Below are 22,804 nucleotides of genomic sequence, written 5' to 3'. Positions count from 1 at the left end.
CACTTACAAACGCATGCCGGGCTTGTAAACAGGGCATCCCCGCACCCTCCCGGCCGCCGGGGGAAATCCTTATTTGGCCCCGCGGGCAAACAACACGGCGGGAACTGTTTTCAGCAGCAGTTTAACGTCCAGCCACAGGGACCAGTGGTCGATATAATACATATCCAGCTCCACCAGTTTCTCAAATTCCTTGATGTTGCTGCGCCCCGCTATCTGCCAGTATCCGGTGACACCGGGCAGCACGCTCAGCCTGCGGCGGTGCGCATCACTGGTAAAAGCCTCCGTTTCATAAACGGGCAGCGGCCGGGGGCCTACCAGGCTCATCTCCCCTTTCAGCACATTGATGAGCTGAGGCAACTCATCAATGCTGAATTTGCGCAGAATGCGACCGAAAGGAAAGACGCGGGGGTCATTCTCCAGCTTGAAAAGGGGACCGTCCATCTCATTGCCATGGCTGGCCTTCACTTCATCCAGCCTTTTCTCCGCATCCTGATACATGGTGCGGAATTTCCACATGCCGAATTCCCTTCCATGCAGTCCGGAGCGCTTCTGGCGGTAGAAAACGGAACCGGGAGCGGACAGTTTGATGCCTGCGGCCGCAACCAGCCACAAGGGCGAAGTAATCACCAGCAGGGCAAGAGAACCGAACCAGTCCAGGGCTTTCTTGATCTGCCAGGACGTGGTGTAGGGAATGGGGGTGGACTTGTACACCAGCATCCTGACTTCGCCCATCACTCCAAAGTAAGTTTTGTGTACGGTTGGCATCCTCACCATCATGGAAGCATAAAAGTCCACTCCCATCTTGCCGCAAAGATCCGTCAGGCACTCCGCCACGGAAGCATCCACCCCTTCCGGCAAAAACACGACTTTGCTGATGCAATTCCTGATCAGTATATCCCGCGTTGTGACGGAATCCACGGATTTGGGAGAAATCACCGTCAGGGCTCCCTGAATATCCACGCGGTCCCGTTTCATCTGCTTCAGGAATGTATCCACATGTTCCGGAGCGCCTACCAGAAGCATGGGGGCCTCTTCCTCCAGCTTCTTTTCCGACCGGAACCGGAAAATGCACAGCCACAGAACTCCCAGAAAAGTCAGCAGATATGCCAATATCTGGACGACAGGGTCTCCGGAAAAGGGGACGAGATACTTCCAGATGATGGAACTCAGCACCACAAAGCACGCGTAGGCCAGCGCCAGCCGCCAAACGGTGCCGCTCAACGTCATGCAGCGGTAATACACGCCAAACTGGTCACAGCAGAAATACAGCAGTAGGGACATGGTCAGGGGAGCAAGCACCAGCGTACGGAGCCGCCAGGGTTCAGGCTGCACGCCCAACGAACTCCAGGAAATAAACCCGACAACCATAAAAACGACAAACGCCAGAATGGTGACCGCCATTTTATTGATTCCGTAGGTTGTACGGTCTGCGTTTTGAATAAGCATCGAGAGTGAAGGAGCTAGTGAACCACATAGTTAATGATGCCAAAGTTTTTGTCAAGTTCCATCCGATTCCGGCCTGGCTTCCCGTCACCAGTCCGGGCTTCGCCAACGGGTTTCCGCTTCCTGAGAGCTGGAAAGCCCAAAATGACGGGATACCGGCTTGCAAGAAACGGTCTCCGTGTGCATTGGTATACGCGTCAATCCGCCGGACTGACACCGCACACAGCCGGATCTCCCCTTATCAGACCATGCACGGACCGTTGATCGGGGCACGGGGCATCCGCACTTCTGGTTTTCCTTACGGAAACGGAACACCCCGGCGATTCGCCGGACGGAACCTATTGCATGGAGCATGAAAATCCGGCATGACACCAACATAATCATCAACTTAGCATATAAGTATGTCTCAACACCACACACAGGGAAGACAGGGCCAAGGCCCCCGTCGCCGCTATCACAAGGGCGGCCATTCCTATGGCAATGACCGCCGGGAATCCGGCGGATACCGTCCCAAATATAAAAAAGAAGCTCCTGCCAAGCTCTCCTTATGGCAGCGCTTCCTGGGCATTTTCGGCATCCGCCCGGCCAAGGGCAAGCCTGCCGTCAAAGACAAAAACCCCGCCAAAACGAACACCAGGGTGGCCCGCCCCAAGCAGGAGCGCGTCGCTACTCCCAAGCAGCCCGTCTCCAACCGCAGGCTGTACGTGGGCAACCTTTCCTACGAAGCTACGGAAAGCGACCTTGAAGACGTGTTCAAGGGCATTGGCGAAGTAACCTCCGTGGAAATCATCTACAATCCCCGCACCCACAAATCCAAGGGTTACGCCTTCGTGGAAATGAAGAGACTGGAAGACGCCGTCCGTTCCGTGGACATTCTTCACAACCAGCCTTTCATGGGCAGAAACCTGCTGGTCAGCGGCGCCAACGAACGCCAGGAACAGTCCAGGCCGGCCCGCGAGCCCCGCGCTCCGCAGGAGGAACAGAACTCTGTGGAAGAAATGAAGGAAACTTCCACCCCTCTGATTCAGCCGGAAACCCAGCCTCAGGCATAAGACAAGTTTTTACAAACCAAGAGCCGGCTCTCCTCAGAGGGGGGGGCCGGCTCTTTGCTTTCCTGCCGCTCACGCCGCTTCCAGAAACTGTAAAGCTGCGGAGAGAACCCGCCGCACGAACGGAACCAGCTTCACGGCAGACCCCATGCCTTGCGCAGCCGCAGGTACTCCCTGGAAGGGAGCAGGACATACAGGGGATGCTTGGAAGGGTCCAGCCATGCGATCATGGCACGTAAATTCTCCTCGCTCATGGCGGTGCATCCGGCCGTGGGAGCCTGACCGTCCCTCCTCCAGATATGGAAGAAAATGGAAGACCCTCCCCCTGCTACGGGGTGCCCCTGATCTCCGGCGGCGTTATGCCTGATGAACAGCTTCAGGCTGTGGGCGTAATCGTTCAGCTTCATCTGCTGCTTGAACTCCCAGGGCGTCACGGGATCATGCTTCAATACGAAATGCTGATTGTAAAGGGGGGAGGACGGGTCATCGACCCACATATCCCGGGGCGTGATGCGGCGGTACGGCATGGAACGCTTCTTTTTGGGAACGGGCACGGTGCCGTACACCCCGCCCAATTCAAAAATTCCGGCGGGAGAACGCAAATCCCCCTCCTTCTTCACGGGACCCTCCGCGGGAGGGCTGCTGACACCCCTGCCCCATACCAGTCCGGACTTCCCCAAGCGGGCCGGAAACGGCCCCTTCACCATCATCCACCCCTGGGGACCTTTCTCCAGAAGGCTCAATTTCACATGCGAACTGTTCCAGCCGTCGGACGTCCCCACAATTACCTGGCGGCAGTCTTCAGGCAGGGCCATGGCCGCAGCGCAAAACGCCGCCAGCATGCACACGCATACATAGATACCCTTCATGCGCCGTAGCATACCGGGGAAGCCCCGGAAGGGAAGCAAATACTCCGTCCTTCCCCGGCATCCGGCAGACGTGCACAAGCGGCCTACTTCAACGGAAGCACCTCGTCCAGCAGGGATTCTATCCCCTCCTTGGCAAATCGGGAATGCAGATAGAGCTTCTTGGCTTCCATGTACTTGCCGAGGGCGGAACCGACTTCTTTGGCATTCCGCGCATTTTCCGCATCGTCCAGCAGCTTGACCAGCCTGCTTGCCTTGGTCGTCAGGTCCAGATACTGGGAATTCAGCTCCTGGTCATTGACGAACAATTCCTGGTCGCGCAGGCGCAGCTGCTGCAATTCCTCCCAGGCGCCGTAAACGTCCTGCATGGCCTCGCGCTGGCGCGCCGCGCCCAGGGCCCGCTCAATGACCGCCATTTTAGCCAGGTCATCCACAAACTGGGCCTGCAGTTCCGGGTCATCCTTCACCAGCACGGCAAACTCGTGCTGATTGTCGAAAATACGCCGGTAGTTCTTGTTCTTGTGGAAACGCTTGAAATCCTCCAGGGCATGGGACTGCTGGCCTGCGGCCATCATGGCATTGCGCAGGGGGAGCAGGCGCGGATTCTTGGGCCAGATCTCAATGGCCTTCTTCAGGCATTCCTCCAGCTTGGCGCGGTCCCCCTTGGCAAGGGCTTCCTGTCCCTGGGCGATATAGGCGTCGCTGGCGAACACAGCGGCGCTGATGGCGGATTCCGCCCGGCCCGTGCTGAAATCCCGGGAAGTCTTCTTGAGGTCCTCCACCAGTGTGAGGGCTTCCTCGTAATCCTTGCCGTTCATCAGCTCAAAAAGTTTCTCCACATCCCGCTTGAACGCATACAGCTTCTGCTTCTTCTCATACGGGAACGTACTGACGGGTGCCATGAATTCGCCGATCAGGAGAGCTTCATTCAACCGCTCCAGGGCATCCACGTAATGGTGAGAATCCACCAGATTGTTCACGGCCTTCATGTGGCGGTCCGAATCCCGCGCCAATTCCCGGGAAAGATTGTCCAGGACAGACACGGTAGGGGGTACGCCCAGCGTACCTCCGAACATCTTGGCGGCATCGGACCCCTTCTCCAGGCGCAGTTTCGTATCGCCGTCATTGAACAGGCGGCTGTACACGCCGCAACCGATGGACACATGGTCAAAACGGCGCTGGGCAAACAACTGAACGAGTGTGGACTGGAACACGATTTTGGCTTCCGTTACGGTAAGCACCTGCTCGGTTTCCAGTTTCAGCTTGCGGGCCTGCATCTCCACCACGCGCTTTTCCAAATACTTGTAGCGCGGATTGTCCCGCGCCGGATTGGAATCGGAATTCCCCTTCTTGCCCCCCTTCTGGTTGGAGGCAGAACCGGAGGACGTCGTCACACCGCTTTCCATCAAGCTCATTTTCTGGGTATTGGTACGGATTTCGCGTTCCATCGCGTCCATCATCTTTCCCTTGTTCTTCCCGTTGGTCTTGGCCTGCCATGCGGTATAGATGGCCTGGCACAGAGCGTCGGAAACACCGCCGTCCAGCGGATTGCTGGAAGCGGCGGTCAGCAGGTCCACCACCTGCCGCAGAACATTGTCCGCCGCCAGCCTTTCCTTGCGCATGGAAAGCACATCGTGAATCTTGTTGAAAATCTTCTGGTACTCACGGGCATCCTCCGTATTCTCCTCCGGCTGGCTCAGGTACTTATTGAAGCGGGCCTCAATTTCCCGGAAGCTGCCCATGTTCAGGGTCTGCCCGTTGATGGTTACCGTGCCGTCCTGAGGATTCAGAAACGGCAGTTCGTTGCCGTACAGGGATTTGGCATCCCCCTGGCTGCCCGGCTGGTAGGCGTTGGGCTGAATGGAGCCGGATGGATTGGCCGGCTGTGGAGACGCAGGAGCGGGGGTTCCTCCCGTTGCCGGAGGATTGTACATCATCTGCCCCATTGCAGGAAACGTACAGGCCAAGGTCAGAAGAAAGCAGTATTTCATGGATCGAAAAAGCTCGGGTTATTTAGGCAGGATGGAGGTAGCCATACACACGCCGCGCACGTTCGGGTTGATATCCTCCACCCGGAATTCTATTCTGTATTGCTGGTCTCTGTTGATGTTCAGTCCATTTCTGGCTTCTGCGGAAACGCAGATGGGAATAATGTATTCCCGTCCGGACGCATCCTTGTACAAAAAGGAAATCAATTCCGATTCGCCGCGGGGAAAACGGTCAATCACGGTGCCGTCCAGCACGTAATTGTTGTTGGAAAGCTGGGAGGCGTTCATCGCCAGAATATCCAGCGGGATGTCGGATCCCGCCTGGGCCTTGTTGCTGGAGCGCGTCACGGCATAGCCGATGACAAGCGCCAGCACAAGAACCACCGCCCCGATGACCAGCATCGGAGCAGATGATGATGAACTCTTCTTTTTCGCTGCACGTCGTCTCGCCATAATCTCTTGTCGAGAAAATGTATAACGAACACGCAGCGATTGCACGCATTAAATTACAGTTCCCAACTGGAACGGCGGATGCCGATGTAGGAGGCGGCGATGCCGCATGCAACATGCGCGCCGAGAACGATATAGCAGATCAGGGCCGGAGTCAGTCCCGTATCCAGCACATTCTTGACCGCGTTGTACACGTCCGGCTTCAGTGCGGAAATGCTTCCGGACCAGGACCAGTACGCGGAAATAAACGGCCGGATGAAGCTTTCCACCTGCTCCGGGAGAGCCAATACCGCCCCTGACAGGGGAAGCTGGAAGCCTACCAGGTAAATGCTCAGCAGGGAGGCCTGGTCCGCGCTCTTGGCCAGGGAGGAAATGCCCAGGCAGACAAACGTCATGGCGGCATTGGCCAGTATCAGGAAAAACAAATGCGTCAGGCTGCCGCCCCGGTCCCAGAAGAAATCCACAAAGGCGAACATCCACACGGACTGCACCAGCACCAGCACGCTCAAATACGCCAGCTTGCTCGCCAGATAGGAAGATGGCCGCATGCCAGCGTATTTCTCCTTCTCCATGATGGCCCGTTCCCCGGCTACCTCTCTTGCGGCGTTGTTGGACCCCATCAGCCCCAGCAGGATCACCTCAAACATGATGATGCCGGAAACGGCGGAACCGGTCTTCATGTTCAACTGCTGCGCCTCAATATCCTTCTGCAGCGTCTGCACGTCCTGCGTGGCGGAAAGCCCCACGATTTGCCCGGTTCCCTTGTCCGTGAACATGGCTACCAGTATGGGAAACAACAGCACCATCACCAGTTGAAGGACAAGCTGGGAGCGGTCGCGGAAGAAAATGCGCCACCGGCGCCCCAGCAGGCAGAAAAACTGGGTGAAGAACCCGGGCACTTCCGGAATGGCTTCCTCCCCGGTCTCAGATGCGGCGGCAGTTTCCTTTCCAGAGGAAGCGCGTTCAGAAGAAATCCCTTCCCCATCCGCCTCTCCGGCAGGAGTCGAGGTCCCTTCCTTCTGTTCGTCTGTGGGACCGGCATTCGGATCCGGCAACTCTCCGGAAAGCATCTTCTGCTCCCGTTCCTTTTCCAGCCGGGCGTAATAGGACTCCCGGTGCTTGGCCCAGGAACGGCACCAGGAAACCCCGTTCCGGTCCTGAAGCTTGGGGTAAATCTCCTCCAGCGCGGAAACGCCGAAGTAATGCAGGATCGTCTTGGGGGAACCGTGGTAGGCAACGCATCCCTGATGCATGACCAGGATGGAATCATACCTGTCCAGATGAGCCAGGCTGTGCGTAACGGAAATGACGATGCGCCCGTCGGAACGGGAAACCTCATGCAGAAGGTTCACGATATCGTGCTCGGACCGCGGGTCCAGGCCGGAGGTCACCTCGTCGCAAATCAGGAGCCGGGGATTGGACACCAGTTCCATGGCCAGCGCCAGGCGCCGCTTCTGTCCCCCGGAAAGAATCTTGACGTCTCTGTCTGCAATCCCCTCCATGCCCGTTACCTCCAGGGCGTTGTCAATGCTGTCGTCCAGATCGTCAAGGGACTCGAACTTGCAGCGGAGCTTGGCGGCGCTCTCCACATTTTCATCCACGCTCAACTGGTCATAGGCAATGCTGAACTGGGGGACGAACCCGATTTCCGTCGGTTCAAAATCCTCTTCCGCCAAATCATGCCCATTCCAGAAAAAACGGCCGTCCGTCTCCGCAATCATGCCCGCAATGGCCTTCAACAACGTGGTCTTTCCGCAGCCGGACGGCCCCACGACCGCCATGAAATGCCCCTTGGGCACATTAAAGCTCACATTGTCCAGCAATTTCAAAGGACCGTCCTGGGTCTCTATCTCGTACGTAATGCCGTCCGCCTGCAACATAATACATCTACCTTATCCCATCAGTCTCTACATCATCAAGGAAAATCGGGCCTATTCCTCCTCATCCTAAATCCATACGCAAACTTGTTATTTTGAAAAGGTTCCGCCCCGGATGGCGAAACACCTGACTACCCTCATGTTGTGGATTTGCGGCCTCTGCGCCGGAAAGCATCCTCCCTGCACTCCCTCCCTGTCCTTCAGAGCTACTTGTGATTCCTGCAGTGTCCTTTTTTCACGGATCCCCAGGGCGCCGGGACTCCGGAAAAAGAGTTTCATGACCACCTCCAGATTGAATCGGAAGAAAAAGACCGGACCTTTTTTCCTCGCTTCCCCGCCCTGACGGAGGCATCATGGTCTTATGATCAGCCGGGCGGTAAAAGACGATCTTCCGGAAATCCTGGACCTCCAGCTCCGGGCCTTCGGAGAAGTTGCGCAGCGCCTGAACGCTGCCAGTCTGCCTCCGCTGGAACAAACCATTGAACAATTGCTGGAAGAAGAGCAGAATGCCGTATTTTACAAATATACGGAAAACGGGCATATCATTGGTTCGGTCAGAGGAAGTCTGGATGCCTCCGGCACCTGCCATGTGGGCAGGCTGATTGTGGACCCGTACTGCCGGAACCGGGGAATCGGGCGGCAGCTCATGCAGGCGCTGGAAGAATACTTTCAGGGAAAAGCTTCCCGGTACCTCCTGTTCACGTCGGAGGAAACTCCGGAAACCCTGCACTTGTACGGCAAACTGGGTTACGAAAAGCTGTACACGCGGAATACCGGAAGCACCGTCATGGCGTTTCTGGAAAAGAAGGTTTGAAAAAACGGCCCCCGCAGGAAGAAGAATACTTCATTCCAACATTTTCCCTACGGCCAGCCGGATCAAGTACCCGGCCAGAAAAATCCCTGCCGCCACCCAAAAGGAAAACCATTCCAGCAATACCCCGCATACCAGGAATATCAGCGCACACCACAGCAAAAACGTGTTGATCACACGCATCAGGCTCCATTCCTCCGGGTAGAAGGGAGAAATAAGGAAAACCTTCATCAGGATGTCCTCCAAAAAAACCATCATGTGCCGCAAGATGAATTCCAAAACACTCATGGACTTTAATATTAATAATTAATCACACGGCCCATTTTACACCCCTCTCCGCAAAAGCACAAGCAGGGACATGGCGCGGGGACATCATGCCTTTCATCCTCTCCTGCCGGATAGGAGAACAAACCACGAAAAACAACGGATAAATGAACAAGGCCCAAGTGCCGCCCTACTGCAACCGCATCAGAACGGGAAATCCGTATCGCCCACCGGGTCCACGGCTTTTTCCTCAAATTTCTTTACGGCCTTCTGCTGGGGATTCACGGCCCGCACCACGATGGCTCTCGGGGGCACCGCTTCCCGCTTCTTGAATTCGCACTTTTCCTCGCACAAATTGCAGGGGCCTACCCGTACGCGTTCCTCCGGCTTTTCCGTCGTAACGGGGCAGGCGTGTTCACACGCCCCGCAGCCGATGCACAGGGAGGGGTCCAGCTTCGGCAGGCGGTGTTCCTGGCCGTCGCGCCCGATGTAGGGCACCGTGTAAAGCGCCTTGGTAGGACAATGTTCCGTACAGGCGCCGCAGTCCATGTCCTCCCTCCTGACCAGGCAGCGGCACACGTAAAACTGGGCCACGGCAATGCGCGTGGTGTCCTTCGTGATTTCCGTCGCATCCTTTTCCGCGGTAATGGGGAGCTTGCGGATAGCTCCGGTAGGGCACACTTCCGCGCAGCGGTGGCAGTCGTAAAGGCAGTACTTGGTGCTGAAATCCATCCGGGGCTTCATGAATCCCTTGATGCCCAACTGGAAATAGGCGGGCTGGAGTACGTGGGTGGGACAGCTGGCAATGCACATCTGGCAGCCGGTGCATACGTCCAGAAACCGTTCCAGGGAACCGGCTCCGGGCGGAAGAACGCACTGGGTGGGGTCCAGTCTCTGGGCGGCGTCCCCGCGGCATCCCGACAGGGCGGCGCCGGCAAGCCCGGCAGCGGTAGCCCCCAGGAATTCACGGCGGGAACTTTTCACGACAACGGGAGAAGACGCTACCGCCGAAGGACGGGAAGAAGCCTCTTTCCTTTCCTTTTTGGCAGGAATCAATCTCCGGGCCCTGGTGAACCAGCGGTAGCGGATTCCTCCCTCATCACAGGCGCGCACGCAATCGTAGCACGCCACGCAACGGGAGGCGTCTATCCGGTATTCCTTGAGATTCAGGCACTGGGCCTTGCAGGATTTGATGCACTTGCCGCACTTTCTGCAGGATGCGGGATCAAAACCCAGCCGGAAAAGAGAAACGCGGGAAAGGAGCCCCAGCAGAGCGCCCACGGGACACACCGTGTTGCAATACAAACGCCCCTTCCAGGCGCTCATGACGACCACCAGCCCGAGCATCCCGGCGGAAGCCAGCAAGGCGGGAAGCGCGACGGGATAATAGTCCATGCGGACCAGGTCCGCGGAAGCGCTGTCCGCCGCGAGCAGGTTGTTGCCCCAGACGGCGGCAGGCCATGCAAGCGCGTACATGATGCGCCCGAAAATGCTGTACGGGTCCAGCCAATTGAGCGTCAACCCGGCAAAACCGGTCACGCAGCAGACGACCAGCGCCGCCAGAATGATATACCGCACCCACGGCACCGGCCGGGAAAATTTCAAAAAAACTTTCGGTCTGATCCATCTGCGTATCCTGAACACAATGTCCTGCAAAATGCCCAGGGGACAGAGGAACGAGCAATAAACGCGGCCGAAAAGCAAGGTCAGGGCCAGCAGAATGGCCAGAGCGGCCACGGAAACACCCACCCAGTTCAACGTCCCCAGCACGGAAGGGACAAACTGCCACTGCGCCAGCGCAAAGGAATCTTCCATCCCCTCCCCGCCTCCAGTCATATTCGGTACATTCCACGCGGGAATGCCGCGCAGGAAAGCATAGGCAATCCCCACGAAGAAAATGACGGCCACGGTTACGCGGAGCCACTTCAACGGACTCACAAAAAAAGCTTTGATAATTGACATACCAATCTATGAAACACCGCCCGCAGCGAAAAGTTGGCGTCCGTCCGCAATATTTGCGGACGGACGGAAAAAATATCAGGCCATGTTGATGCGGCGGATATTGAGCTTGGTGAGGTCCGCCGTTCCCAGCCCCATTTCCTCTCCCAGCAATACATGGCGGATCTTGCCCGCCTTGTTCAGCAGGGCCGCGCCCGCAGAATCAATCGCCACGATATCGCGGGAGGCAAGCAGAGTCTTGCGCTCCACCAGATCGTTCGTGTCCTTGCCTACGGGACCGTTGCGCACCATGGGCATATAGGCGTCCAGCACGCACAGGTCCGGTTTGCGGAAATACACGGCATCCGCAATGCACTGGTGCAAGTCGTTCTTATGCATGGCGCCGCGGTCCCATACGGTGCCCATGACGTTCTTCATGCAGGCGGTCATTTCAGATCCGCTGTGGTGCTTGAGCGGAGGGCAGGTGATATAAACGTCCGCTTCCAGAACGGCCTTGTGCACCTTGGCTGAAGTGAATTTTTTGGCCTTCGGGTTTTCCGTCTGAACGTATTGCCCTTCATTGCCGCCGTCCACCATCACGCCTCCGGCTTTTTCCACGGCCTCTTTCACACCGCTGCCTTCATACGCGCCATTATGGCAGCAGTGGTCAAAAACCTTCACTTCCTTCGCGCCGGCCTGCTTGCACAATTCCACCAGCGTGGCGACGGTTTCCGGGTGGGTGTTGGACCCGAACTCCGGCGCCTTGTTCCAGCCGATGTTCGGCTTGATCACCACGGTCTGGCCCGGCTTCACGAATGCCTGCATGCCGCCGAGCGTTTCCACGGCCTTTTTAACCATTTCCGCGCGAGTCCCGTTGCGGACGGCAACGAGGTCGGGAATGCCGGAAGCCGCCTGGGGGGACGCCTCCTGGGCGAAGAGGGTTTCCATGTCCGTAATGGCCGCTAAAGCGCCCACGGCGGCGGTTCCCTTCAAAAATGTACGTCTGTCAGTCATATTGGTGCAAAGTCAAATGTTCATCTTTCCGGCAACGGAGCATTTCCGATGCCTTAGTGCCTACCTTATCATACGGAAAATGGAAAAACAACCTGTCAATCATTTTCCCTGCGGGAAATTCACAAACTAATTGTCATACACGCCGGGCTCCTATAAAACCCGGTCATGAAGTGTTCCCTGCTCAGTCGGCCCATGACCTGCGCGCACGACTGGATCAGCCGTCTCGTCCTGCCCGGAGACACGGTGGTGGACGCCACAGCGGGAAACGGGCACGATACTGCGTTTCTGGCACGCCTGGTCGGCCCGGGAGGGAAAGTGCACGCCTTCGACATTCAGGAAGAGGCGTTACGCTCCGCCAGGGAACGCCTGAGGGAAGAGGGGCTGCTTACGGATGCCGTCTGTTTCCATCTGGCCAGCCACTCGCGCCTCGCGGAACTGGTCCGCGGCCCGGTCAAAGCAATCATGTTCAACCTGGGCTACCTGCCCGGCGGGGACAGGAACCTCATCACCCGTACGGATTCCACTCTGGCGGCCCTGGAACAGGCCGTGAACCTGACAGCCCCCAACGGAATCCTCAGCGTCATGTGCTATCCGGGCCACGAGGGAGGAAACACGGAGGCCGCCGCCGTGGAACAACTCCTTTCCCGGCTTCCCCATCACTTGTGGAGAACAGGCAAATACCAGCTTCTGAACACTTCCACGCCCGCACCGTTCCAAATCTGCGCATTCAGGCTGGATTGACATCCCTCAGCCCTCACGAAAGGCGGACGGAGACCGGGACATGTTCAAGAAACTGCTTTTCTCACGCCCGGCGCATCCACTCCACCACCTGCGCCAGCGCACGGCCCCGGTGGGACATGGAATTCTTCACCTCCATGGGGAGCTGGGCGAAACTCTGCCCATACCCTTCCGGCACAAACAGGGGATCATATCCAAACCCCCCTTCCCCGGTCAATTCCGTCAGCATGTGCCCTTCTACAGAGCCGGAAAATTCCGCCAGTACCGCGTCTTCGCGGGCCAAAACCATCACACAGCGGAAGCGCGCGGCAGGCTTGTCTCCCGGGCGCACTCCGGCCTTCCGCAATTCTTCCAGCATACGGCGGTTGTTCCGCTCATGATTGCCTTCCTCTCCCCCAAAGGAAGAGGACCAGACGCCCGGACGGCCACCCAGAACATCCACCTCCAGCCCGGAATCGTCCGCCAGGACAATGCCGGGAATGCATTTGGAGGCGGAGACGGCCTTGAGCGTGGCGTTTTCCGTAAACGTAACGCCGGTTTCTTCCACGGGAGGAGCCTGGGGATAGTCGGAAAGGTCCCTTACCTCCCATTTCCCGGCCAGCATGGCACGGATTTCCCCGGTTTTATGGGCGTTGCGCGTGGCAACCACCAGCAATGGCAATTCCTGCTGCATCATGTTGAAATTCTCGTATCGTGTTTTTTCTCAGCAGTCAATCTCCAGGCTTACGGGGCAATGGTCGGAACCCATCACGTCCATATGGATGGCCGCGCTCTTCACCCTGGGAGCCAGAGAATCGGAAACGCAGAAATAATCAATGCGCCAGCCGATGTTCCGGGCACGCGCGCCCCCGCGGTACGACCACCAGCTGTACCAGGACGATTCCTCCGGATGCAGCAGGCGGAACGTATCGGTAAATCCGGCTTTCAGCAACTGCGTGAACCCGGAGCGTTCTTCGTCGGTGAACCCGGCGGAGAAACGGTTGTCCTTGGGCCGCGCGATGTCGATCTCCTGATGGGCCACGTTCAAATCGCCGCAGAAAACGACCGGCTTGACGGCCGCCAGGCCGGCCACGTAATTGCGGAACGCCTGATCCCACTGCTGCCGGTAGGGAAGCCTTGCCAGTTCGCTCTGGGAATTGGGCGTATAGCAGTTGACCAGGTAAAACTGCTCGAACTCCATGGTGCACACGCGCCCTTCCCGGTCGTGTTCCGGCCAGCCGATGCCTGTGGACGTAGACAGGGGCTTCACGCGGCTGAGAACCAGCACTCCGGAATAACCCGCCTTTTCCGCCGGATTCCAGAGCTGGTACGGCCAGGAAGACAGCCACAAATCATCCACCTGTTCCGGACGCGCCTTGATCTCCTGAAGGCAGAGAATGTCCGCCCCAAGCGCATCCGCGGCTTCTCCCAGCCCCTTGCCCAGAATCGCGCGCAATCCGTTCACGTTCCAAGAAACGAGTTTCATGCGGGCATACTTCCCGTTTTTCCCCTTCCCGTCAAGCCCTCAAACTCCCCTTCGGCGCCCCTGTTGCGTCCCTCCGTGCAAACCCTTCTTCCGGAATCATCCCCAGTATCTTGCATGTCGCACGGAACAAGTGTTTTTTCTTGCCAACCGGCAGGGGCCATGCTTACTTAGATAGGCAAACACCCCGAGAGGCACTCGAGAGTGGGTCTGTCGACCCGCTCTTTTTTGTCTATCCATCACACATCTCTACGCTCATGACAAACGACATTAAAGCTTTGATCGACTACTACGAGAGGGAAAAAGGGCTCTCCCGTGAAAAAATTCTCCTCGCTCTGGAATCTGCCTTCCTGTCCGCCTACCGCAAAATGGTCCCCGGCTCCGGCTCCATCAACTACCTCCGGGCTGAAATCAACGTGGACAAGGGCAAAGTGCGCATTTTTGCTGATCTGGAAGTAGTTCCGGACGAAGAATACAAGGACAAATTCAACCAGATCCCCCTCTCCCTGGCCGTCAAGCTGGACCAGAATGCCGTCCTGCACGACCTGCTGGCCACCAACATCACCCCCAAGGGCTTCGGCCGCATCGCCGTGCAGACCGCACGCCAGACGATGCTCCAGAAACTGCTGGATGCCGAAAAGGAAATGCTGTACGACGAGTTCAAGGACCGTGCCGGCGATCTGGTCACGGGCACCATCCGCCGCTTTGAGAAAGGGGACATCTTCGTGGACCTCGGAAAATTCGAGGGCGTCATGACCTCCCGCGAGCGCGTGCCCAACGAAGACTACAGCGTAGGCGACCGCATGCGCTTCTACGTGGTGGAAGTGCGCACGGAAGGCCGCGGACCGGAAGTCATCCTTTCCCGCAGCCACCCGAACCTGGTGCGCCGCCTCTTTGAATCGGAAGTGGTGGAAATCGGGGACCAGACGGTGGAAATCCACGGCATCGCCCGCGAAGCCGGCTATCGCACCAAGGTGGCCGTCATCAGCCACGACGACAAGGTGGACCCCGTGGGAGCATGCGTGGGCATGCGCGGAGCCCGCGTTAAAAACATTGTCCGGGAACTCAACAATGAAAAGGTGGACATCCTGGAATGGACGGAAGACCCCGTCGAATTCGTCCGGGAGGCCCTCAGCCCCGTGGAGCCCCGGGAAATCACCGTGGACGAAGACGCCAAGAGAGTCTTCGTCATCGTCCAGGACGACAAGGACCTCTCCAAGGCCATCGGCCGCAGGGGCCAGAACGCCCGCCTCACCTCCCGCCTGATGGGCTGGGATGTCCAGGTGCGCGTCTTTGACGTTCAGGAAGCTGAAAAACTCCAGAGCCAGGCAGCCGCTGAAGAAGTGATGCGCCAGTGCCAGGCCGCGGCGAAAACCCTCAGCGAACAACTGGAAATCCCGGAAGAAACCGCCATGGGCCTCGTGACCATGGGGGGAACGGACCTGGTGGCCCTCACCGGATTTGAAGCTTCCGACATCGCGGAAAGCATGGGCATTCCCGCAGAGGAAGCCGCCCAAATTCTGGACAAGGCCCGGGACCTCATTTCCCAATAAACCATTGAGCACGGCGCTCAATATCTAACCAATTTAAAATCAAATGCCTAATAAACAAGAAGAGAACGAACCCAAAAAAGAAGTGCTGGATCTGATCGGCGGATCTCCCAAAAAGAAACGCGCACCGCAGCCCGAACCCGTTCCGGCTCCGGCGCCCACCCCCCGTCCGGCTCCGGCCAAGAAAGAAGCTCTCGACTTGCTTTCCGGCCCCAAGAAAAAAGCGCCTGCTCCCGTTCCCGCCGAACCGGCTCCCGAATCCGTCCAGCCAGCCCCTGCCGCCGCACCCGCGCCGCAGGAAGAGGAACCGTCTTCCGGAGACAAGGTCATCAACCTCAAGCCGCCCGTTTCCGTCTCGGAACTGGCCGCTCTGCTTCAAGCCAAGCCTTTCCAGATCATCAAGGACCTGATGGGCATGGGCATCTTCGCCAACCCGAACACGCCGCTGGACGCTGACGCCGTCAGTGCCATCTGTGACCTGCACGGCTACACCTTCGCCCGTGAAAAACGGGAAAAAGGAGGCGGAGTCAAGGCCCAGCAGGAACCGCTGAAGGAACCGGAACCCGTCCCGGTCGTGGAAGAACCCAAGGCCACCCTCATCACCCGCACGCCCATCATCACGGTCATGGGCCATGTGGACCACGGGAAAACCTCCCTGCTGGACTATATCCGCAAGGCCCACGTGGCCAAGGGGGAAGCCGGCGGCATCACACAGCACATCGGCGCCTATACGGTTGACTACAACGGCAACACCCTCACCTTCCTGGACACGCCCGGCCACGCCATCTTTACGGAAATGCGCGCCCGCGGAGCGGACGTGACGGACATCGTCGTGCTCGTCGTAGCCGCCAATGACGGCATCATGCCCCAAACGCGGGAAGCCATCGCCCATTCCAAGGCGGCCGGCAAGACCATCATCGTGGCCATCAACAAATGCGACCTTGCTGCGGCAGACCCCATGAAGACCAAGAGCGGCCTGATGGAAGAAGGACTGGTTCCCACGGACTTCGGCGGCGATGTGGAATGCGTGGAAGTCTCCGCCCTGACCGGGAACGGCATCGACGACCTGCTCGGCCTCCTTTCCCTCCAGTCGGAAGTGCTCGAACTCCAGGCAAATCCCAAGGCCAACTGCCGCGCATCCATCATTGAAGCCCGCGTAGAGCCCGGCACCGGAAGTTCCGCCACGGCCATCGTGGAAAGCGGCACCATCCGCATCGGCATGCCCTTCATCTGCGGTCCTTACGCCGGCAAGGTGCGCGCCCTGGTCAACGACCACGGCGAACGCGTCAAAAAGGTCGGCCCCGGGATGCCCGTGGAAATCATCGGCTTTTCCGAAACCCCGAACGTGGGCGACGAACTCGTGGAAATGGAATCCGAACGCGCGGCGAAGAAACTGGGCGAGGAACGCCAGGAGGAACTGCGCAAGCAGCGCCTGGCCCAGCCCCGCAAGGCCCGCATGGAGGAATTGCTTGCCATGATGGGCGACGGAACCCAGAAGGCCCAGCTCAAGATTCTCTTGAAGGGGGACGTGCAGGGCTCCGTGGAAGCCATTAAAAAGGCAATCATGGACATCCAGTCAGACAAGGTGGAATGTGTCTTCCTGAACGCCGCCGCCGGTCCCATCTCGGAATCGGATGTGCTGCTGGCTTCCTCTTCTAACGCCGTCATCCTGGGCTTCAACGTCAAGGTGGAATCCAACGCCGTGAAACTGCTCAAGCGTGAAGGCGTGCAGGTGAAACTGTACTCCATCGTGTACGAACTCATCGACCAGGTGAGGGATGCCATGCTGGGCCTGCTGGAACCGGAAACGCGTGAAACCATCATCGGCCATGCCAAGGTTCTCCAGGTCTTCAAGCTCAACAAGGGCCGCGCCGCAGGGTGCATGGTTGAGGACGGCAAAATCCTCCGGAGCTGTGAAGCGCGCGTCATCCGTGACAAAACCCCCGTTTTCGACGGCAAGATGTCCACTCTCAGGCGCTTCCAGGACGAAGTGGAAGAAGTCAGGGCCGGTCTGGAATGCGGCATCCGCCTGGGTGACTTCAACGAATACGAAGCTGGCGACATCATCGAATGCTACACGCTGGAAAAAATCCAGCAGACGCTTTAAGCCAGTACATACCTCTCCCGAAGCGGAGATGGAACCGCCCCGCAGGCCTCCTGCAGGACCGATATGGGGCTTCCATCTCTGCCATTCGCGTATCATCCTCCCTTCCGATTGAACGATCGGACAGCCCCTTACTCTATTTCTTCATATGAGCAGACGCACAGACAAGGTTAATGAACTCCTCCGCCGGGAAATAGGCACCACCATCCAGCGGGACTTTGAATTCCCCGGCACGATTGTCACCGTGATTGAAGTGGAAGTGACGGATGACCTGAAAGAAGCCCGGGTCTGGGTGGGCGTCGTGGGACGCATGGCTCCTTCCCAGGTGCTGGAAAAACTGAACTCCCGCCACGGTCTCATTCAGTCGGCCGTGGCCAAAAGAGTCGTTCTGCGCAACACTCCGCGCCTCTCCTTCCGGCTGGACGACTCCGCGCAGCGCGGAGTTGATCTGGTCAACCTGCTGGACGACATTGACAAAAATCTGCCTAAAGCCCCTCCCGCAGATCCGGAGGAAGAACAGGCCTGAATCCTGTGGTCCCCCTGGGATAACACTCCGGATACTGGAAATCAGGGATTCCCCTACCCGTTGAAGGCAGAAAAAAATCTGTCCGTCAAAAACAGGATACTCTCACCCCGGACACCGGAGCCGTGACTCCCGGCAAACAGGGATTTCCGGAGGTATCTTTCCATAAGCGCCTTTGGGAGTACACGTTTGGTCACTGCTTCCCACAGTCGCTTTACCCTTCGTGAATCTCGCGCTGCGCAATCCGTGCAGCCGGACTTGCGGCCCCTGCCGGATTCTTTGCTTTCGGCCGGAAATAGACCTCGGCAAAGAGAAGAAATTCCGGAGAAATCTTCCGAAAGGCTCCGGAACGATGATTCGCTATTAATAAAAGGTAACCGGATCACAAAAAATCCCGGTATGGAGTACCGCCTGTATCGGCATTCAATTTTCGATGCCAATACAGGCCCAGATTCTACTCTCTCGTTACCTTCAAACGCAGGAAGCGGCGTTGCGGCGCATTTTCATCAATGGCCACTGTATCCCGGTATTCTCCCTTGCCACCTGCCGGAACTGCCGTTTCCTCCTCATTCCAGGTCTTCAGGTCCGCGGAGCTTTCCACGCTGAAAACCACATCCACGGCTTCCGTATTGACCGGCCAATCCAGCACCAGGTACTCCCGGCCCCCTTCTTCTTTCCGTACCGCCAGCGTTGTCACGCTGCCGCACGGTTTCAAGGGATCGAGTCCGGTAGCATACTTCATCAGGTTACTGATTCCGTCCCCTGCGGGGCTGGCTTCCGGAGCCATGTCGTCTTCCGTCGTTCCAGGCGGAAACTTGTCCTTCTTCCATTTATCGTATCCGGTCAATGGCGGTGCGGCACTCTGCGTCAGCGTGAAAGTCCTCTGTTCGCCGTCACAGGTAACGGTTACAACCGCCGTACGCTGCGTTTCCTGGTTATTGGCATCCACACTGACAGCCAGCGTCGCGGTACTGTTCCCGGAGGCGGGCGTGACCGTTACCCAGGACTGGTCGCAGGAAGCGGTCCAGGGGAGCTGGGTCTGCACGGTCAGCGTCGTTTCCGCTGCGGCAAAGCCTACGGCTTCCTCCGTTTTATCGACATTGAAAGGATTCACGTATTCATAGGAAAACGCGCTGGCGGGGATGTCCTGCTTGGAAATGCCCGCATCGGCACTTTCCCACTGCATGGAAAGGGAAGACGACGAACCCTGGCCCACATAGCCGATGCGGATCGGGTGGACGCCTGCCGTGAGCTTGACCGTCTGTACGGCATTGGGCTGCACATCGCTGGAAACGCCTTCCCGCGCATTGGAGGCAATTTCCGTTCCCGGCGTATAGGCATAGTCCGCGTCAAGGAGCTGCATGTCGTGTAAATGGACAAAGGCTTTGGAACCTTTATCGGAATCCGTTTTCAGGTAAAATTTATATTCCCCCGTAACAGGCACGGTAAGATAGCCGGTAAGTTCCACGCCCTTCGGACCGGAAATTCCCGGGTTGACGTCAAGAACGCCGGAAGCGTCCGTAGCCCCCGTGACGACCGGGGCTTCATTCATCTGGCGGAAATCCGGCACCCAGTCAAAGCTGCGGTTCCACACACGCTGGCGCAACCTCCCCTGCCGGAGACCGGAAGGAGCCGTAACGGGTGTAACGTACGCGGAGTCGAAGTTCGTGGTTGCCGTGGGAGAAGGACGGCGCATGCGCAATGCCTGCGCCTTCATTTTTTCCTGAAGATCCGGACGGGAGGAAGCCAGATTGGTGGACTCCTGCGGGTCCTTTTCCGTATCGTAAATTTCAAAATCCATACCGGGGGCGGCATTTCCCATACGCACTCCCTTGAAACCGTCCACAAAGACAATTTGCTGCTGGGTACGTCCCCTTCCCCTGTGCGCGGCCAGGAAATCGTCATTGGAAGGAGTGCTGCCGCCGGGATTGGAATATTCCGAGTAAATCACTCCGTTTCTCTGGCATTCCGGAACTCCTACCAGCGTAGGCAGCAGGGAAACGCCATCGCAGCGGGACGGAACGGGAACACCCGCCGCATCCGCAAAAGTGGCCATCCAATCGTGGAACTGGCTGGCGTGCAGGCTGATGCCGTTGGACGGAATCACTCCGGGCCAGCGTACTATCGTCGGCACGCGCATGCCTCCTTCCCAGCAATCGCGCTTGATGCCGTCCATCATTCCATAGCTCATGAAGTACCGCGGGTTTTGGGCCCCGTTGTTGTAATTTCCCGAACCCGACTCATTGTGGGGGCCGTTGTCGGACGTGAAAACGATCATCGTATTGTCGTCAATGCCCAGATCCCGGAGCAATTGGATCATGTCCTTCATCACGTCGTCCACCCGCCGGATCATGGTGGCGTGCCGGGATTCCGTTTTACCAAAAGCCTCATGTCCGGGATAAATATAGGTATCCGGCCCAAAAGAGCCATTCACGCCCGACCAGCCGGACGCAGCCGTATTGGAAGCTTCATATCCGTCTTTTTTCTCCCATTGCAGGCCGCCGGTTTTTCCCAATCCGGCAGGATAGGCGCAGGCAGGAGCGGACAGGCACCCGTGGGGGGCGGGGAAGGCCAGATACAGGAAGAAAGGCTGTGAGGAAGCCTTGGCCTGGTGGTCCATGATCCACTGCTTGGCACGGGCTCCGAACAAATCCGTATCATAGGCTGTACCGGGAACCCTGGAATTGACGGATGTCCATGCGGGAGAGGAAGCCTGGTCGTCATATTCGTAAATATCCTGATTGCCCGCCGTCAAATAATGGTAGTGGCCTGCCAGATGCTTGATGATTCCGTAAAAATAATCGAAGCCGCGCATATGGGGTGCGCCCGTCAGCGCCTTGCCGCTCTGCCCTGCTCCGCCCACGCCCCATTTGCCGATGGCTGCCGTATGGTAGCCCGCGCTCTTCAGCAGGGTTCCCAGCGTATGGGAATTTTCAATGGGAAAATCAAAAGTGTTGTTGCGCACCACCCGGGAATGTCCCTGGTGCACCCCGAGAAGCAGGGAGGCTCGCGCCGGGGCACATACGGGAGCCGCGCTGTAATGGCGCCGGAGCTGCATCCCTTCCGCCGCCATCGTATCCAGCGTGGGAGTTTCAAAGCTGTTGCGGCGGGTGACCTGGCGCCCGTTTTTGTCCTGCTGCGTCCAGTTGACATTTAAATCCCCCCATCCCATGTCATCCACCAGAACAAAGATGATATTGGGTTTGGAGCCGGATACACCGGAGGGCAGGGAAGGCTTTTCAGCCACATTCGTCACCAGGTTCAGCCTTCTGGAAGCGCGGTCATAGCTCCAGGAAACGGCTCCCTTCGGAAGGTCCTTCACGGTAATTTCCGCTTCCATCCCTTCCGCAAACTGCACCGTCAGCGTATGGCTTCCGGGCCATTCGGCAATCAGGTCTTCAAAAGACGAATCAAACTGAATGACGTACTCCTGCGCCTGCAGGGAGGGATTTTCCGGCGGCACGGCTCCGGTCTGCGGCACACCGTCCAGGGCGGTTACATGGGAACGGCTCAAGGTCAGGGAAGAACTGGGAAGGGTAATCTCCCCTTTCACGGCGAGAGTGGCGCCCGGAGTGTATGTAATCGTGCCGCTGAAATTTCCGCTTCCGGCCAGGGTGCAATTGCCCTGGACGACCAGATTCACTTCCGGAACTTCTCCATTAAAATCAACGGAGGAATTGTTCAAGGTAATGGTGACGTTCTTCCCTACGGACTGAATTTCGCCCGGCTTGCCCTCCCTGTCCGTGTAGGTAATCAGGGCATCATCCAGAATCGTCTGCTTCAGCGTGCCCTGGGAACCGGAAATTCCGGCTGTTCCGGAAAGAGTCGCCTCCGCCTCCACTCCCGCCTCAGACATGTCCAAGGTGGAACTTTCCAGCGCGATGGCCGTGTTTTTCCCGATATTCCATAAGCTGGAAACCTTCGCCGTAGTCCCGGAGAAAGTCACGGAAGAATTCTCCCGGGTAATCAGGGAACCCTGATACAGAGCCATGCCTTCCAGACACCCTGTATCCTGAACCGTGATGGTGTTGGCCATTCCCCGGTCCGCCAAATCCAGTGTGGGCGTTCCCTGTCCGGCACTCATCACAAAACCGATCATGCCGGAAATATTGTTCAGCAGCATTCCCTCCCCGATGCGCACGGCGCCGGCGCCCGTCAGCGTTACCAGCCGGGCGTCATCGTTTTCAGAAGTCAGGGAGTAGAGACCGCCGGCGGGGGCCGTTTCATCGCTCCCCACATAAAAACTGCGGCCTTCGTCCACATGCCAGGTCTGATCCGAGGCTACGCGCAGCTGGGCAATCCCGAAATCCGCATTGTATCCCCCCGTGCTTGTGTTTGATACGGTGATTCCGCCATCCTTAACACGAAGGTAAACCTTTTCGTTTGTATTCTTGATGAACAACTGAATTTTCCCTCCGGGCTGGTTATTGACACCCTCCACCCGGACACCCTTAAGATACCTTCCTCCGGAACCCAGGCCCCCCACATCCGTTCTTCCCACGGAATCCGCTCCATTAGTGGTCATCCAGTGCGTGTAGGCGGAAGACTGGGCTCCCGGAGCAACTGACGGGGTACTTACCCCTACGCTCCAATTGGACAAGGTCTCCCAAGTGTTTCCTGCCGTTCCCCTCCAGGTATATTCTACATCCTCTCCTTTTACAGGAGACAGAATCAGCAGGGAGGGAATCAGGACAGATAAGAAGCGAAACATGAACATGACAGTCAAT

The 22,804-nt window shown here is 57.8% G+C and carries 17 protein-coding genes; 6 read left to right on the top strand and 11 right to left on the bottom strand.

Features of this window, described 5'->3' with window-relative positions:
- Positions 1-69 precede the first annotated feature (69 nt).
- Complete coding sequence (locus OQH67_RS05810) at positions 70-1,446, bottom strand: sugar transferase (RefSeq protein ID WP_265145694.1); 1,377 nt, start codon at positions 1,444-1,446, stop codon at positions 70-72.
- Between the two features lie 398 nt (positions 1,447-1,844).
- On the opposite strand from OQH67_RS05810, the gene OQH67_RS05805 reads away from it, so the two are divergent.
- Complete coding sequence (locus OQH67_RS05805) at positions 1,845-2,495, top strand: RNA-binding protein (protein WP_067572290.1); 651 nt, start codon at positions 1,845-1,847, stop codon at positions 2,493-2,495.
- Between the two features lie 131 nt (positions 2,496-2,626).
- Here the strand turns inward: OQH67_RS05805 and OQH67_RS05800 are convergent, their stop codons facing one another.
- From OQH67_RS05800 to OQH67_RS05785, 4 genes are all read right to left on the bottom strand, one after another.
- On the bottom strand, positions 2,627-3,361 hold the full coding sequence (locus OQH67_RS05800; protein ID WP_215435615.1) for a L,D-transpeptidase family protein: 735 nt from the start codon (positions 3,359-3,361) through the stop codon (positions 2,627-2,629).
- Between the two features lie 83 nt (positions 3,362-3,444).
- Positions 3,445-5,349, bottom strand: coding sequence for a tetratricopeptide repeat protein (locus OQH67_RS05795; protein ID WP_215435616.1), 1,905 nt, complete (start codon positions 5,347-5,349; stop codon positions 3,445-3,447).
- Positions 5,350-5,367: 18 nt separating this feature from the next.
- On the bottom strand, positions 5,368-5,799 hold the full coding sequence (locus tag OQH67_RS05790) for a hypothetical protein (protein WP_215435617.1): 432 nt from the start codon (positions 5,797-5,799) through the stop codon (positions 5,368-5,370).
- Positions 5,800-5,852: 53 nt separating this feature from the next.
- Entirely contained in the window at positions 5,853-7,676 is a 1,824-nt protein-coding gene (locus OQH67_RS05785) for an ABC transporter ATP-binding protein/permease (protein ID WP_215435618.1), read from the bottom strand.
- Between the two features lie 358 nt (positions 7,677-8,034).
- On the opposite strand from OQH67_RS05785, the gene OQH67_RS05780 reads away from it, so the two are divergent.
- Positions 8,035-8,487 (top strand): GNAT family N-acetyltransferase, encoded by a 453-nt coding sequence (locus OQH67_RS05780; protein WP_215435619.1) that lies wholly within the window; start codon positions 8,035-8,037, stop codon positions 8,485-8,487.
- Positions 8,488-8,517: 30 nt separating this feature from the next.
- On the opposite strand, the gene OQH67_RS05775 is transcribed toward OQH67_RS05780, so the two are convergent.
- The 3 genes from OQH67_RS05775 to OQH67_RS05765 all read right to left on the bottom strand — a co-directional run bounded on the left by OQH67_RS05775 (position 8,518) and on the right by OQH67_RS05765 (position 11,700).
- Positions 8,518-8,742 (bottom strand): hypothetical protein, encoded by a 225-nt coding sequence (locus OQH67_RS05775; protein ID WP_215435620.1) that lies wholly within the window; start codon positions 8,740-8,742, stop codon positions 8,518-8,520.
- 210 nt (positions 8,743-8,952) lie between these two features.
- Complete coding sequence (locus OQH67_RS05770; protein WP_265145693.1) at positions 8,953-10,710, bottom strand: 4Fe-4S dicluster domain-containing protein; 1,758 nt, start codon at positions 10,708-10,710, stop codon at positions 8,953-8,955.
- A gap of 75 nt (positions 10,711-10,785) precedes the next feature.
- Positions 10,786-11,700: a DUF362 domain-containing protein gene (locus tag OQH67_RS05765; protein WP_215435622.1), complete on the bottom strand. Its 915-nt coding sequence runs from the start codon at positions 11,698-11,700 to the stop codon at positions 10,786-10,788.
- A 165-nt stretch (positions 11,701-11,865) separates the two neighbouring features.
- On the opposite strand from OQH67_RS05765, the gene mnmM reads away from it, so the two are divergent.
- The gene (mnmM, locus tag OQH67_RS05760; RefSeq protein ID WP_215435623.1) at positions 11,866-12,441 is read left to right on the top strand and encodes a tRNA 5-(aminomethyl)-2-thiouridylate-methyltransferase MnmM; all 576 of its coding nucleotides are present in this window, start codon (positions 11,866-11,868) and stop codon (positions 12,439-12,441) included.
- Between the two features lie 61 nt (positions 12,442-12,502).
- Here the strand turns inward: mnmM and OQH67_RS05755 are convergent, their stop codons facing one another.
- A complete protein-coding gene (locus OQH67_RS05755; protein WP_215435624.1) occupies positions 12,503-13,114 on the bottom strand; it encodes a non-canonical purine NTP pyrophosphatase in 612 nt (203 codons plus the stop codon).
- Positions 13,115-13,141: 27 nt separating this feature from the next.
- Entirely contained in the window at positions 13,142-13,903 is a 762-nt protein-coding gene (locus OQH67_RS05750; protein ID WP_215435625.1) for an exodeoxyribonuclease III, read from the bottom strand.
- A 254-nt stretch (positions 13,904-14,157) separates the two neighbouring features.
- Between OQH67_RS05750 and nusA the strand changes: the two genes are divergently transcribed.
- The 3 genes from nusA to rbfA all read left to right on the top strand — a co-directional run bounded on the left by nusA (position 14,158) and on the right by rbfA (position 18,080).
- Positions 14,158-15,453 carry a transcription termination factor NusA gene (nusA, locus tag OQH67_RS05745; protein ID WP_067572275.1) on the top strand — a complete coding sequence of 432 codons (1,296 nt, stop codon included), beginning with the start codon at positions 14,158-14,160 and terminating at the stop codon, positions 15,451-15,453.
- Between the two features lie 43 nt (positions 15,454-15,496).
- Positions 15,497-17,557: a translation initiation factor IF-2 gene (gene infB, locus OQH67_RS05740; RefSeq protein ID WP_215435626.1), complete on the top strand. Its 2,061-nt coding sequence runs from the start codon at positions 15,497-15,499 to the stop codon at positions 17,555-17,557.
- Positions 17,558-17,702: 145 nt separating this feature from the next.
- Positions 17,703-18,080: a 30S ribosome-binding factor RbfA gene (rbfA, locus tag OQH67_RS05735; protein ID WP_067572272.1), complete on the top strand. Its 378-nt coding sequence runs from the start codon at positions 17,703-17,705 to the stop codon at positions 18,078-18,080.
- Between the two features lie 451 nt (positions 18,081-18,531).
- Here the strand turns inward: rbfA and OQH67_RS05730 are convergent, their stop codons facing one another.
- The gene (locus OQH67_RS05730) at positions 18,532-22,788 is read right to left on the bottom strand and encodes a sulfatase-like hydrolase/transferase (protein ID WP_215435627.1); all 4,257 of its coding nucleotides are present in this window, start codon (positions 22,786-22,788) and stop codon (positions 18,532-18,534) included.
- Positions 22,789-22,804 lie beyond the last annotated feature (16 nt).

Origin of the sequence: Akkermansia biwaensis (genome assembly GCF_026072915.1) — a bacterium.
GTDB classification, from domain to species: Bacteria; Verrucomicrobiota; Verrucomicrobiia; order Verrucomicrobiales; family Akkermansiaceae; genus Akkermansia; species Akkermansia biwaensis.
The sequence above is the reverse complement of the archived record's forward strand: the minus strand, read 5'-3'. Positions and strand labels throughout refer to the sequence as shown.